This window comes from Rhizobium sp. AB2/73 (genome assembly GCF_020871915.1).
Taxonomy (GTDB): Bacteria; Pseudomonadota; Alphaproteobacteria; order Rhizobiales; family Rhizobiaceae; genus Rhizobium; species Rhizobium dioscoreae.
On the sequence record NZ_CP067071.1, the window covers coordinates 3,762,772 to 3,776,781 of the forward strand.

Here is a 14,010-nt window from a genome sequence, read left to right on the forward strand (position 1 = left end):
CTGAAAGTTCTGTTCACGCCGGTCGCTTCGGCCAGTTCGTCACGCCGCCGGTCCAGTCCTCATAGGCTTTGGAAAGCCGCAGTACCAGCATATCGTCGAAGCGCGGGCCGATGATCTGCATGCCGATCGGCATGCCGGAGCGGGAGAAACCGCAATTGATCGATGCCGCCGGCTGCTCCGACATGTTCCACGGAACGGTGAAGGCGATATGCTCGAAAGGTCGCGCCGGATCGTTGGTGGGCGAAGCCCATTCGGCGGGATAGGAGACGATCGGATTGGTTGGCGAAAGCACGGCATCCACCTCTGCGAAGAGCTTGGCGCAGCTCCTGCGCATCTCGTAGGTCTGATTAAAGCCGCGAACGGCATCGACGCCGCTGATACCGGCGCCGCCCTTCGCCCAGCTGTAAATATAGGGCAGGATGCTGTTGCGGCGTTCCTCGCTCAAAGCCGTCATATCGCCCCAGAAGCGCGCGCGCCAGAAGGTATCGAGGCCGTCCAGCATCTGCCTGGTCAGCACCGGCGCGACATCGACGATGATGGCGCCCGCTTCCTCGAAGCGTTTGGCGGCAGCAGTGACAGCATCGCGTATCTCGTCCTCGACGGGCAGGCCGCAGCCTGCATCCAGCATAAGGCCGATCTTCATGCCACGGATGTCTATATCGAGATCCATCCAGTCGATCCCGTTCGGCGGCAGGCTGGTGCTGTCGCGCCAGTCGGGTCGCGAGAGCGTTGCCATGGAAAAGGCGGCATCTTCGACCGTGCGGGTCATCGGTCCGGCGCATCGGCCGAGATAATAGGGATCGATCGGAATACGGCCATTGCTCGGCTTGAAGCCGAAAACGCCCGTCCACCCTGCCGGCAGGCGTATCGAGCCGCCGATATCGGTGCCGATATGCAGCGGTCCATAACCGGCAGCGGCAGCGGCAGACGCGCCGGCGCTGGAGCCGCCCGGATTTTGGCTGGTGTCCCAGGGATTGCGGCTGAGCTTGTGAAAGCTCGAAAGGCCTGACGAGAGCATACCGTAATCGGGGCAGGTGGTTTTCGCGAAAATCACCGCGCCATCCTCGCGCATCCGGGCGGCGATGGGCGCGTCCTCGGCAGCGGGAATGAGCTCGACCGCCGCCGTGCCGAGCGGCACCGGCTGACCCTTGGTGGCGATCAGCTCCTTCAGCGTTACCGGAATGCCGTCCAGGGTTCCAAGCGGCGCGCCCTTTGCCCAGCGCTCCGTGGAGGCCGCGGCTTGTCGGCGAGCATCCTCCGGATCATAGGCGTAAAGAGCAGCGATTGTCGGCTCCCATGCGTCGATATGCGTCTCGAGCGCCAGCCAGTATTCGCTGGGAGACAGGCTCTTGTTGGCAAATTTGTGCCGGAGGTCTCGGATGGAAAGATCGGTAGGTTCGGTCATGGTCTATACTCTTCATGTCTCAATCAGCGCGTCGCCTCGCGGGGGTCGAGGAGATCGCGCAGCCCGTCGCCGAGCAGGTTGAAGCCGAGCACGGAGAGCGCAATGGCAAGCCCCGGCAGCAGGGCGAGCCACGGCGCAACGTGGAAATAGGTCTGCGCATCGGCCAGCATCCGACCCCAGGTCGGCGCGGGGGGCGGTACGCTCAAGCCCAGGAAGGCGAGTCCGGCTTCGGTCAGGATCGCAAGGCCGAGCTGGATGGTCGCCTGGACGATGATGCTGCCCATGATGTTGGGCAGGACATGGCGCAGCGAGATGGAAAGCTGCGTATTGCCGATGGCGCGTGCCGCCAGCACATAGTCGCGGCTCCACGCCTGCAAGGCAGAGCCGAGCGCGACGCGGGCGAAGACCGGCACCATGAAAACCGCAATGGCGATGATTGCCGTGGAGCGCCCGGTTCCAAGAAATGCACCGAGGATCATGGCCGAAAGGATCGGCGGCAGGGCGAAGATCACGTCGCAGGCGCGCATGACCAGCGCCTCGAACAGGCCGCGTTGGGCGGCGGCGGAAACGCCGATGATCGTTCCGAGCGTCCCGCCGATCGCAACCGCCGAAACGGAGATTGACAGCGAATTCCAGCAGCCCGCCATCAGCATCGACAGGACGTCGCGGCCGATCTGATCGGTGCCGAGAAGTCCGAAGCCGAAGGGTGGCTGCAGCTTGTGGAGGATCTGCATCTTCGCCGGCGGTACCGGTGTCCAGAACAAGGAGACGATGGCGACGCCGACAAGAGCGAGGATAATGAGGGCGCCGACGATCAGATTCATCCGCCGCAGCGCCCGAAAACGACGGCGGGAAGACGTCGCAGCGATTTTGGTCTCGACTGCAGTCATCGCGCACCTCCTGCTCGCAATCGTGGATCGATGGCGAGATAGGAGAGATCGACCAGAAAATTCACGACGATGACGAGGCCGGCAAAGAACAGCACGACATCCTGCAGAACGATAACGTCGCGCTGGCTGAGTGCCTGATAGGCGAGGCGGCCGAGGCCGGGCAGGGTAAAGACATTTTCAATCAGCACGGCGCCGGCGACGAGAAAGGTGAATTGCAGCCCGAGAATGGTCAGCACCGGCACCAGCGCGTTCGGCACCACATGTCCCCAGAGCACGCGGCTGCGTGACAGGCCCTTGGCGATCGCCGTGCGGGCAAAATCCTCATGCAGCGTGTCGAGCACGGCCGAGCGCGTCACGCGGGTCAGCACTGCCGCCTGCGGCAGCGCAAGCGCGATCGCGGGCAACACCAAAGATTTCAGGGAGGGCCAGAATCCGCTTTCCCAACCGGGAAAACCGCCGGCCGGCATCCAGCCGAGCGAGGTGGCGAACAGAAGAACCAGCAACAGGCCGACCCAGAAGCCCGGCACGGCGATGCCCATCTGCGAAAACAGCGTGGCGATGATATCGAAGACGCCGCCGCGTCTCGCCGCTGCTGCAACGCCGAGCGGTACGGCGACAATAACCGACAACAGGATGGCAAGCAGCGCAAGCGGCAGGGTAACGGCAAGCCGCTCGGCAATCAGGCCTGCGACCGGAACACCATAGGTATAGGACGTGCCGAGATCCCCCGCCAGTGCGCCGGCGAGCCATTGGCCGTAGCGGACAATCAGCGGCTGATCGAGACCCATATCATGCCGGAGCGCGGCAAGTGTTTCCGGCGTCGCCGATGTGCCGAGCGTGATAGCGGCCGGGTCGCCCGGCAGCAGCGCCATGACGGCAAAGACCAGCAGCGAGACGGCAATCAGCGTCAGCACAAGTCCGAAAATCCGGCGGGTGAGCAGTACGATCATAGCAGGTCCATGGCCAGGCTAATTCGGCTAAGAATGCGGAGTTGGTGCGGCCTTTAACACCACCTTCTCCCCGCTGGGGAGAAGGAGTTGGTCGTCGTGCGCGAAAGAAACACCAAGATCATGCCCAATCAAACTGTTTGAGCGGTCAGTCTTCCCAGGAAACGTTGGTCAGCACGTTGGAAGGGATCGGTTCGTTCTCCCAAAGACCCCTGAGCTTCTTGTCCCATACGCCGAGCTTCGGCATGACGAAGAGGAAGAGCGCCGGCACGTCCTCGGCAAGAATGCTCTGCGCCTCGCCATAAAGCTTATTCTGCTCGGATACATCGGACGTGAGCTGGATCTTCTTCATCAGCTCGTTGAAGGCGGGATTCTTGTAGTTGAAGTAATAGGGATCGCGCGAATAGATATCGATATCCAGCGGCTCGGCATGGGCGACGATGGTCATGTCGTAGTTGCGGCCGGTGAAGACATCTTGCACCCATTTCGCGGGGAATTCCGTCGGTTCGATGTTCATCGTCACGCCGATATCGGCAAACATCGCCTGCATCACCTGGGCGCTACGCGGCGCATAAGCCATCTGCGGCGTCTTGATGGTAAAGGTGAAACCGTTCGGATAGCCGGCTTCGGCAAGCAGCGCCTTGGCCTTGGCGGTGTCGTAGGGCAGCGTGCCGGTCAAGTCCTTGTAACCGGGATCGTTCGGCGTGTAGTGACTGCCGATCGCGGTGCCTAAACCGGACCACGCACCTTCGATGATCGTCTTCCGGTCGAGCGCCATCATCAGCGCCTGGCGCACGCGCTTGTCGTCGAAGGGCTTGCGGGTGTTGTTCATGCCGGCCACGACCTTGAGTTCGGTATTGCCGACCTTGGTCGTCAGCCTGGCGTCGCCCTCGAAGGAACTCATGAGCTCCGGCGCGGCAAATTCCGGAAAGGCATCGAGATCGCCGGCCTTCAACGCCGCTGCCTCCGCCTGCGGATCGGAAATGAAGCGGAAGGTTACCTTCTCGAGCTTCACGTCGACCGACTTGTTCCAGTAATCCGGGTTCTTGACGAGGTCGACATGGTCGCCCTTCGCCCAGGAGGAGAATTTGAACGGGCCGGTGCCGATGGGCGTCGTCTTGTCGTTGGCCGAGGATTTCGGCCCGACCATCACGGAGCTCGGCCAGCCTAGCCAATAGAGAAGGCTGCCGGTCGGCGAGGACAGATGCAGCACAAGCGTTTCCGCATCCGGCGTATCGATAGAGGCGATGGTCGAAAAGAAGCGCTTCTGCGGGTTGACCGAGTCGGCGCCGCGGGCGCGATCGAGCGTGAACTTGGCGGCAGCCGAATCGAAGGCTTCGCCGTCATGGAATTTCACGCCGGTCTGCAGCTTGAACGTATAGGTCAGGCCGTCAGGCGAAATCTCCCAGCTCTTGGCGAGCTGCGGCACGATCTTGCCGTTTTCGTCGATGGCAACCAGGCCTTCGAAAATGTTCTGCCAGGTGACCTGGCCGATGGCGACGGGCGCGGCGATCGTCGGATCGAGACCCGTCGGCTCGACGCTCATGCCGAGATTGAGTGTCGTCTTCGCGGCTTCAGCCTGTGTCAGGGCCATCATTAGCAGGCCGGCAGAAACTGCGGCGCCATAGGCAAGCCGGCGCGCGACGTCGCCCAGGCTTGGGCGTGAAAACTTGGTCATGTCGGTTCCCTTGCTTTTGCCCGCACGTCCGGCTTCCCTCCGGCTTGCGGTCTTTTTCAGGATAGTGTCATCTCACAGGCGCACACACAATTCCGAAAATGTGTGCTCGGTGTAGCCGAAACCGCTACACCGCTTTCGTGCTTTACAGTGTGTCGTTCAATCCTGCCTCCCTCTGGCGGAAAGTTGCTGGCGCATGAAGCGCTCGATGAAGTCGAGCAATTTGCCGGCTGCAAACGAGAGCTGGCGATCGGGCGCGACGCAGAGATCGACCGGCGTCCGCACCCCCATGCCGCCAGCAACGGGCCGTGCGACGAGCTGCCCCGCCTCGATCTCCCTTTGAACGGTGAGTGCCGGCAGCATGGTAATTGCCGCGCCGCGCAGTACCAGCTCCTTCTGCATTTCAAGCGAGCCGGTCTCAAAGACTGGATCGAGCCTCAGCCCCTCACGTTCGAAGAGTGCGTCGAAGGCTTGCCTTGCGCCGAAGGAGCGATCGGGGACGGCAAGCGCGTGGGCCGAGATTTCCGCAAGTGTGATCTCGCTGGCGGCAGCAAGCGGATGAGAGGCGGCAGCGATCACGTCATAGACGAGCTCGGAACGCAGGCGCACCTTTGTGCCGGAAAGCGGCGGAGCAAACAGCGTCACCGCAATATCGGCCTCGGCATTGTTGACGGCTTCGATGGCGCCGCGGGCGCTGGTAATGGTCACTTCGAAGCGCAGGCCGGGATAGTGCAGGCTGAATTCGGCCAGCGCCGGAGCAAGGATATTGGCGACCGATGCGCCATTGGCATAGATGCTGACGGTCCCGCGCTGCAGGCCTTTCAGGTCTTCGATCAGCTGGTGAACATGATCGAGCTCGCGCAGCGTCCGGCCGGCGCGTTCCGCCAGCAATTCGCCAGCCGCCGTCAATTTGATGCCGCGGGCACTGCGCTCGACCAGCTGCGTCCCGAAATGATATTCGAGATTCTCGATCTGGCGGCTGATGGCCGTCGGCGCCACGTTCAGGTTTTCAGCCGCCTGGCGCATCGAATTGGTGCGCACCAGCTCGTCGAAATAGATCAGCGCGCGGATCTGCATGCGCGGGATCTCCCGTTAGATGGCAGGCTTGGCGAAGCGATCCTGCCACGCCGCCTGCCCACCTTCGACCGGCAGCGCCGCCGCCTCATAAACGCCGCGGGCGATGGCGCGCGCCATGACGATGGCGGCGAGGTGGCAGAGCTCCATGAAACCAGGCATATCGTCGCGAGGGTGCTTGCCGGTAGAGGCGGCAAATACGGTATCGCCGTCGAGCGGCAGATGCGTCGGTAAAAGCGCACGCGCAAAGCCGTCGTGAGCGCAGATGGAGAGGCGATGCGCCTCGGCCTTAGTCAGCTGAGCGTCGGTGACGACGACGCCGATGGTCGTGGCGGTGATGTTGGTGCCCTTCAGCCGCAGGCGTGAATCGACCACCTGCGGCATGCCGAGACCGCCAAATTCGTCCTTCTGCTCGAAGGGAGCCGCCCAGAAATGCGGGCCGTCGCCGATGGTGGCGGAACCGAGCGCATTGACGGCGACGATGGCGGCGATCCTGTATCCCTGGCTGCTGACGGCGCTTGCCGAGCCGAGCCCGCCCTTCACCGTTGCCGTCGTGGCGCCGGTACCGACGCCGATTGTGCCGAGCGCGAATTGCCCTTTATTTGCAGCCTTGAAGGCGGCATATCCCATATCGCGATAGGGCGAGTGCAGCCCCCAATCCTTGTTGCCGCCGTTGATGAGATCGAACAGGATCGCCTGCGGCACGATTGGCACCAGCGCATCGCCAACCTTCAAGCCCCGGCCGATCTCCCGCAAGCCTGCTTGCACCCCACCTGCCGCATCGAGGCCGAAGGCCGAGCCGCCTGAGAGCACGAGAGCATCCACAGCACCGACCGTCATTGCAGGGTCCAGCAATGCGGTATCCCGTCCGCCCGGCGCACCGCCGAGAACGGTGCATGAGGTGATAGCCGGCTCATCGAAGACGACGGCGGTGACGCCGGAGCCGAGCGCAAGATCGGTGGAGTGACCGACAGCGACGCCTTCGACATCGGTCAGGAGATTGAGGAGGTCAGCCAATGAAAAATCCTTCGCCGTTTACAACGCGAGGTCGCCATGGCGATAGGATCGTAAAGAGGGGGAAAAGACAAGATGGGTTTGTTCAACCCGAGCGGTCCGGGACCGGAGGTTTTGGAGCTTCGGCGTTTCAAAAGGGAGCCGGCGGAAGCTTCCTTCGCAGGAAGCGACACGATGGCCTCAAATAAAAAAAGCCCCCACCCTGATCTATCAAAGGGTGAGGGCTGGGGATGGGAATGAGTAAAAGCGCAGGTGATCCGGCCCATCAAACATGGATCGGTTTTGCCTGCTGGCGGGAAAGAAGGTCGCGGATCGCAAGCTTCACTTCGTCCGCATTTCTGAAATGCTGCTCGTCCAGATCGTGGACATGATATTTTACAGCGATGAACTTGAGCCGATCCTGATCGGGAACGACGATGCCGACGGGGACGCCGGCGTATTCGATGACTTGCTTCTTCATAAATAGACTCCCTCTGCGCACGCACGGCGCAGACATGGCGAATTGACTGTCTTATTCCGGGAAGGAGGACGAACGTCACATTCGACAGCACGGGCGGGAGAGTGCGCCCGAGCGGTCATTGCCAAGCACGGACCGCCTGGGGATCGAAGCAATGACTTTTCTATTCAGCATGTCACTTCCTCAATTGGCGTTGTACTTGCTAGGGCCCCATGAGGGGGCACCGCGATCGGTGTACTATTATCTACTACATTAGTAGATAATAGCGGTTGCATCCTCAGAAACATATTCCGAAAGATGTCAAAATGTCGACGATCGGGAAAATAAAATTCCGAGCGCGGCGGGTTGCGGGGAAGGTTGTCTTAAAACCTTCGGATTGCCACCCGTGCCGGTACGGCTCGCCGATCACCGAGCAACAAATAGGAACTGGCGCGAGATTCGACAATGCCCCGGCAGCATTAAAATTCACGCGCCGCTAAAACACCTCAATGGTTAATGGCGTGACGAGAACGTCAAAATCTATCCTCAAGCACCTTTTCCAGGGCCTTCACGAAGAAATCGGCGCTCTCGGCTGCGAGGCATAGCGGGGGCTTGATCTTCAGCACATTCAAGTGATCGCCGGTCGGCTGCATGATGACCCCGAGATCGAGCAGATGCTCGCAGATCGCAGCCGTTTCTTCGGTCGCCGGCATCAGGCTTTCGCGGTCGCGCACGAATTCCACGCCGAGATAAAGCCCCGTGCCATGCACGGCGCCGATCAACGGGAATCGATCCATGAGAGCGACCAGCCCCGCCTTCAGCCTGTCACCGATGACGCGGGCATTTTCCTGCAGATTCTCATCCTTGAGGATATCGAGAACGGTGAGACCGACGACGCAGCTCACCGGGCTGCCGCCGGCGGAAGAGAAGAAATAGCCTTCCTTTTCCAGCGATTCGGCGATCTCGCGGCGGGTGATGACGGCGCCGAGCGGATGGCCGTTGCCCATGCCCTTGGCGATGGTGATGATGTCGGGCGTGACGCCCTGCGTTTCGAAGCCCCAGAAATGCTCGCCGAGACGGCCGTAGCCCACCTGCACTTCATCGGCGATGCAAAGGCCGCCGCGTTGGCGCACTGCATCATAAACGCCTGCGAGATAGCCATGCGGCAGCGCGATGCCGCCGGCATTGCCGTAGACCGGTTCGGCGATGAAGCCGGCAAGGCCGTCGCCCTTTTCGTCGATCGCCCGCAGTTTCGCCATGACGTCGCCGAGATAATGCGGGGCAGAATCAGGGCCGCGGAACGGCCCGCGATAGGTATTCGGCGAGAGGACGGGGTGCACCCAATCCGGCCGTGTCGTCAGCGCCTGCGGATTGTCGGCAATCGAGGTGGAGACGGCGTCACTCGCAACCGTCCAGCCGTGATAGGCCTCCAGCAGGCAGAGCATGTTTCTCTTGGCCGTGTGCGCCCAGGCAAGGCGGATCGCCAGATCGTTGGCTTCTGAACCGCTGTTGACGAGGAAGACGCTGTCCAGTCCCTCAGGTGCCAGCGTTGCCAGCCGCTCGGAGAATTCGGCAACGGCGGCATAATGGAAGCGGGAGTTGGTATTGAGACGAGACCATTGCTGGGCGATCGCTGCCGTCAGGCGCGGATGGGCGTGGCCGAGCGTCGTGACGTTGTTGACCATATCGAGGTAGCAGCGCCCCTGCGTGTCGAACAGGAATTCGCGCCAGCCGCGCTCGATCTGTGGCGGGAACTCGTAATAGTGCTTCTGCGGCTTGGCGAAACGGGCGTTGCGCAGAGAAAGCAGCGCGGAAGCGTCCGGCCGCGGCGCCTCGCAGGCCGGGTTCAAAAGAGCGGCGGGCGAGGGGGAGACGGCCGACCATCCATCTGCCTGATCCGCCGTCGCAAAAAGCGGCGGCACAAGGCCGGGCACGCGGCAAAGCTGAATGCGCAATCCTCCGATTGCCGAGCCCTCGCTGCCGATCGTTCCTATTGTCGCGCCTTGCTCGATAGCCGCTCCGTCCTCGAGAGCACTTTCGATACCGTCGAGATGCAGGCTAATTTCTTCACCGACCAGCACGAAATGCTGGCCCTGCCGTTGCAGAAGGCCAGGGAAGGGAGCCGCAACCGTGGCCCCAGCCGGCAGGCAGATATCGCAATGGAGGGCGAAATTCTGCGGCGGCGCCATGTCAAGCGGCGCGGCAAGCGAGAGGCGGAATTCGCCGTAGCGCGTTGCCGCGGCCCCGGAGGCGATTGCCGCCTGGGCAAGCAGTCGCCAGTCCATATCAGGCTTCTGCCAGTTGCCGTCCGTGAAGTCAGGCCCCGTGGCGGAAAGATCGATGGCGGCAATCTGCGAGGAGTCGATGTCGGGCAGCAGCGGCGACCAGCCGTCGGTCACGACCGGGGCGACATCAAAACCGATCGTCCGCAGGATCGCCGCTTCCATCACATCCGGCTGCGCCTCGGTTGCGACATCGAAGATTTCGCGCTCGAAATCGAGATTGCCGCGCACATAGTCGTTGTCGGGGTCGATAGCGAGCTGCTGTTCGGTGCTGGCGGTGAGGATGACGGCCCGCGCGACGATCAGCGGCCACAGGGCTTTGGCTTCGACTTCCTCCAGTGGATAGATCGCATGATAGGCACTGATTGCCGGAAGGATGTGGAAGGGGTTGCCGCCTGCATGATGTAGCAGCGACGCACAGGTGACAGCAAGATCGCCCACCAGCCAGCCCTGGATGATATCGCCGAAGTCGATGACGCCATCGGGCACGAGCTGTCCGCGCGCATCGGGATGGCTGACAACATTGTCGTCGGTGACATCATGATGCACCGGCTGAACACGCAATTGGCTCGCCAGCGGCTGGATGCGCTTGACGGCGGCGACCATTGCCTTGGCGATGCGGTCGCGCGCCTCGTGATCGGTTATGGCCGACAGCAGCTGCACGGCAACGGGTCCTGCCCGTCGCAGGTCCCATTGCAGGCTGCGGTGCAGGCCGGGATGATCGAAATCGGCAAGATCGCGTGCAAGCTTGGCCGAAAGCGCGCCGAGCCCGGCCACGGAAGCTTGCGGCAGGTAGTTGCGCCGCGTCAGCGTCTGGCCGGGGAGAAAGCGGAGCAGCCGGACGAGGTAATCCTGCTCGCGGAGAGTGATGGCGAGGATGTCGCGGCCATTCAGTGAGGGTATGACCTCGGGCACGCGCGGCGCATCCGGCTTGGCGTGCAGATGGCGGATCGCGGCATTCTGCGCCTCGAGCTCGACCAGCTCGTATTCGGCCCGGCAGATCTTCAGCACATAGGCGTTCTCGCCGGCATCGATGCGATAGTTGCGGTCCTGCTGGCTGCCGAGCTCGGTCAGTGTTCCGCTCAGACCGTAATGCGTCTGCAGGATCTCGGCCGCCTCCTCCGGTGTCACGTCCGGTCTCGGCAGTTGCATACGGTTCACGAGCGTGGCGTCGGCCATGGCATCCCCCGGATGGTTCATTCGCGTCGACACTAAACCATTCCATCCTAAAGAAAATTACCCAAAACAGATAGGGTAGTCGAGCAGCGAGTAGGAAGATAGGCCGCAGAATGCAGCCAGCCAGGCATAACAGCCTATTCGACCTCGATGGAATAGCTGCAACCGGCTAGCGTCTTGCTCGGATGAGTATCGACAGTGGAGACATTCAGCGAGATGCGCGTTTCCAGTACGGTGTCCGAATTTTCCTGCTGGTCCTTGCGCGACAGGACGACCTTCTCGCCGAGAAACTTGTTCGGCTGGTCGACGGAAGCTGTGACGCCAAGCTGCTTGGCGAGCGGATGCGGATCCGCCTCGTCAAGCACGGCAAGCGGCCCGGTGGAGGCAAAGGCGATCCTGTTCGTCTGCCGCCCGAAAACGGTCATAGGCATCGAAAGCTGGAATTCGCGCAACAACGGATTATCCGACGGCAGCTCGCTGATGCCGAACTGTTTGATGGCCGTGGCGCGTTCCGGCCCGGTCAGCCATAGAGCAAAATTGTTGTAGCTCGGCACGTCATAGGTCGTGCATTCGATCAGCTTGGCAAGATCGATCTTGGAAGGGTCCTGTTCTGCCGTTTGGGCATGGGATGCCGGCGCAGATAGCAGGAGCGCCGGCAGCAGCAGCGCGCCGTTGCGGTAGAATGACATGTCCTCTCCTCGATCTCCGGGCGATTCGATACCGTGATATCAAATCGCGTGTCGGAGCGAAAAGGGAAAGAAGCCAGCCGAAATCGCGTGCTTGCGCCTCACCCCATGCGCTCGGAGGCATAGGAGCCCGGGCTTGCCGGGAAGACGACGGTGCGGTTGCCGTTCAAGAAGGTGCGATAGTGGATATGCGCATGGATGGCGCGGGCCAGCACCTGGCTCTCCACATCGCGGCCGATCGAGACATAATCCTCGGCCGACTGCGCATGCGTGATGCGCGCCGTATCCTGCTCGATGATCGGACCCTCGTCGAGATCGGCCGTCACGTAATGCGCCGTCGCCCCGATCAGCTTCACGCCGCGCTCATAGGCCTGCTTGTAGGGGTTGGCCCCCTTGAAGGACGGCAGGAAGGAATGGTGGATGTTGATGATGCGGCCCGACATCTTCCGGCACAACGCATCCGACAGAACCTGCATGTAGCGGGCGAGCACGACGAGCTCGGTGCCGGTCTGCTCGACGATCTCGAGCAGCTGGGCTTCGGCCTGCGGCTTGTTGTCCTTCGTCACCTTGATGTGGTGGAAGGGGATGTCGTGATTGACGACGACCTTCTGGTAATCGAAATGGTTGGAGACGACGCCGACGATGTCGATCGGCAATGCGCCGATCTTCCAGCGATAAAGCAGGTCGTTCAGGCAATGGCCGAAGCGCGACACCATCAACAGCACCTTCATGCGCTTCTTCTCGTCATGGATCTCCGCATCCATGGCGAACTTCTCGGCGATCGGCTTGAAGCCTTCGACAAGCGCTGCCTGGCCCACCCCTTCCTCGGAGATGAAGGAGACGCGCATGAAGAACTTGCCGGTATCGAGATCGTCGAACTGGCTGGAATCGACGATGTTGCAGCCCTGCTCGGCCAGATAGTTCGAGATCGCCGCAACGATCCCACGCGTCGATTGGCACGTCACTGTCAATACATAGCTCGTCATGTCTTTATCTCTTCTATCCCGAGGATGTCCGCCTGCTTAGATGAAATCGGAGGTCTGGGAAATACCTCCCCCCAGCCATGTTTCGACGGATATTTAGGCAGGATGGCGGGCAAAAAGCCGTTCCCGTTGCGTCTTCGAACGGCGTATCCCCGCCTCAGCCGCCGGTTGCCAGCGAAAGCTTTTGCGGTGGTTTCGCCAGACTTCCCTCGTTGAATTTCAGGAATCCCACAAGAAGCCAGACCAGTCCGGCGGTCTTCATGGAGAAGATGGCTGTCGAGCCAATCATCAGATTGAGGAACAGGAAGAGGGAAAGCGCATGGCCAAGGCGTCGCTGATTGACCGTTTCGCCGCCCGGATAGAGCGAGGCGTAGAGCCAGAACAGAATCAGGCCGAAGATGGTGGCGCCGTAGATGATGTACACGTATCCGCTGTCGAAAAAGATGCCGACCTGATCGAGCTGCAGCCCGATCGTGCTCTGCAGGTCCATGCCGAGGAAGGCTTTGACCGTGCCATTGATGCGCCCGACGAAATTATCGCCCGTCACGCTCGGCTCGAGCGCGTGAATGACGAAGCCGACTACGATGATCCCGGGCATCGTCAGCAGGTCGAGCGTCTTCGGGAGCCAGGGATAGATGAAATAGCCCGCAACGCAGATGAGGCTGAAGATCAGCATCGTGCGCGTGTCGTTCGTCAGCAGGATCAGCACGACCGTCGAGAAAAACAGCAGCCGGTCCAGCAACCCGAGACGATTGGAGAAGCTGATCAGATACAGCACCATCACACCGCAGAAATTGGCAAGCGAGACCTGCTCCAGGAAGATGGAGGACGACCGGTGATCGATCAGGCCGAAGGAGAACCGGCCCTCGAAGCCGAGCGCGCCGCGAAACAGGCCGATATCGCTGTAGGTCGCCGGCGGCACGCCGCGCGTATTCTGAAAATATTCGGCCGGATGAAACAGCGCGACATATTCCTTCACTGACACGATTTCCAGGACAAGCACGGCAAGCACGATGAAGCATGAAATCTTGAAGGCAAGCTTGACGGTGCGCTCGTTGGCAAGCCGCCCCATGATCGAAAAAGCGAAGATGATCATCACGTTGCGGAGATGATCGATATAGGCCTGCTTGTTGATGGCGATGACGAAAACCGTCAGTACGATGGTCAGCAGCAGATAAAGGAGCGGTGCTATGTCCTCTTCATATATGCCCTTCGTCAGCAGATAGGTGAAGGCGGCGACCTGCAGCAGCACCTCGGACAGCACGACGGAGCTCGGCGTCAGCGGCGTAATATTGTGATTGATGAAGGCAAGGATGCAGTTATAGCAGACCGCCAGCAGCGAAATCGTGAGAATGACGAAATTGATCGGCTGCTTTTCGCCTGAACGTTGCATCAGATATCCGGAGTGGTGACGTCTTGACTGGCGGCGGCAGCATATCAGG

Annotated in this window: 11 protein-coding genes; all 11 read right to left on the minus strand. The window is 61.2% G+C overall.

Going from position 1 to position 14,010, the window contains the following annotated elements; genetic code table 11:
* Positions 1-13: 13 nt before the first annotated feature.
* The 11 genes from I8E17_RS18470 to I8E17_RS18520 all read right to left on the minus strand — a co-directional run bounded on the left by I8E17_RS18470 (position 14) and on the right by I8E17_RS18520 (position 13,961).
* A complete protein-coding gene (locus tag I8E17_RS18470; RefSeq protein ID WP_113366767.1) occupies positions 14-1,405 on the minus strand; it encodes an amidase in 1,392 nt (463 codons plus the stop codon).
* 23 nt (positions 1,406-1,428) lie between these two features.
* Positions 1,429-2,295, minus strand: coding sequence for an ABC transporter permease (locus I8E17_RS18475; RefSeq protein WP_113366766.1), 867 nt, complete (start codon positions 2,293-2,295; stop codon positions 1,429-1,431).
* A complete protein-coding gene (locus I8E17_RS18480) occupies positions 2,292-3,245 on the minus strand; it encodes an ABC transporter permease (RefSeq protein ID WP_069610987.1) in 954 nt (317 codons plus the stop codon). Before I8E17_RS18480 ends, I8E17_RS18475 begins: the two co-directional genes overlap by 4 nt.
* A 145-nt stretch (positions 3,246-3,390) precedes the next feature.
* Positions 3,391-4,920, minus strand: a complete 1,530-nt coding sequence (locus I8E17_RS18485) for an ABC transporter substrate-binding protein (RefSeq protein ID WP_113366765.1) — start codon at positions 4,918-4,920, stop codon at positions 3,391-3,393.
* Between the two features lie 156 nt (positions 4,921-5,076).
* Positions 5,077-5,994 carry a LysR substrate-binding domain-containing protein gene (locus tag I8E17_RS18490; RefSeq protein ID WP_069610989.1) on the minus strand — a complete coding sequence of 306 codons (918 nt, stop codon included), beginning with the start codon at positions 5,992-5,994 and terminating at the stop codon, positions 5,077-5,079.
* A gap of 15 nt (positions 5,995-6,009) precedes the next feature.
* On the minus strand, positions 6,010-7,008 hold the full coding sequence (locus I8E17_RS18495; protein ID WP_069610990.1) for a P1 family peptidase: 999 nt from the start codon (positions 7,006-7,008) through the stop codon (positions 6,010-6,012).
* A 262-nt stretch (positions 7,009-7,270) separates the two neighbouring features.
* The gene (locus I8E17_RS18500; protein ID WP_015338438.1) at positions 7,271-7,465 is read right to left on the minus strand and encodes a hypothetical protein; all 195 of its coding nucleotides are present in this window, start codon (positions 7,463-7,465) and stop codon (positions 7,271-7,273) included.
* 509 nt (positions 7,466-7,974) lie between these two features.
* Entirely contained in the window at positions 7,975-10,902 is a 2,928-nt protein-coding gene (locus I8E17_RS18505) for an aminotransferase (RefSeq protein WP_113366840.1), read from the minus strand.
* 134 nt (positions 10,903-11,036) lie between these two features.
* Entirely contained in the window at positions 11,037-11,588 is a 552-nt protein-coding gene (locus I8E17_RS18510; protein WP_113366764.1) for a hypothetical protein, read from the minus strand.
* Positions 11,589-11,686: 98 nt separating this feature from the next.
* Positions 11,687-12,571 (minus strand): formyltetrahydrofolate deformylase, encoded by an 885-nt coding sequence (purU, locus tag I8E17_RS18515; RefSeq protein WP_219511243.1) that lies wholly within the window; start codon positions 12,569-12,571, stop codon positions 11,687-11,689.
* A gap of 154 nt (positions 12,572-12,725) precedes the next feature.
* On the minus strand, positions 12,726-13,961 hold the full coding sequence (locus tag I8E17_RS18520) for a hypothetical protein (RefSeq protein ID WP_112722803.1): 1,236 nt from the start codon (positions 13,959-13,961) through the stop codon (positions 12,726-12,728).
* Between the last annotated feature and the right edge of the window lie 49 nt (positions 13,962-14,010).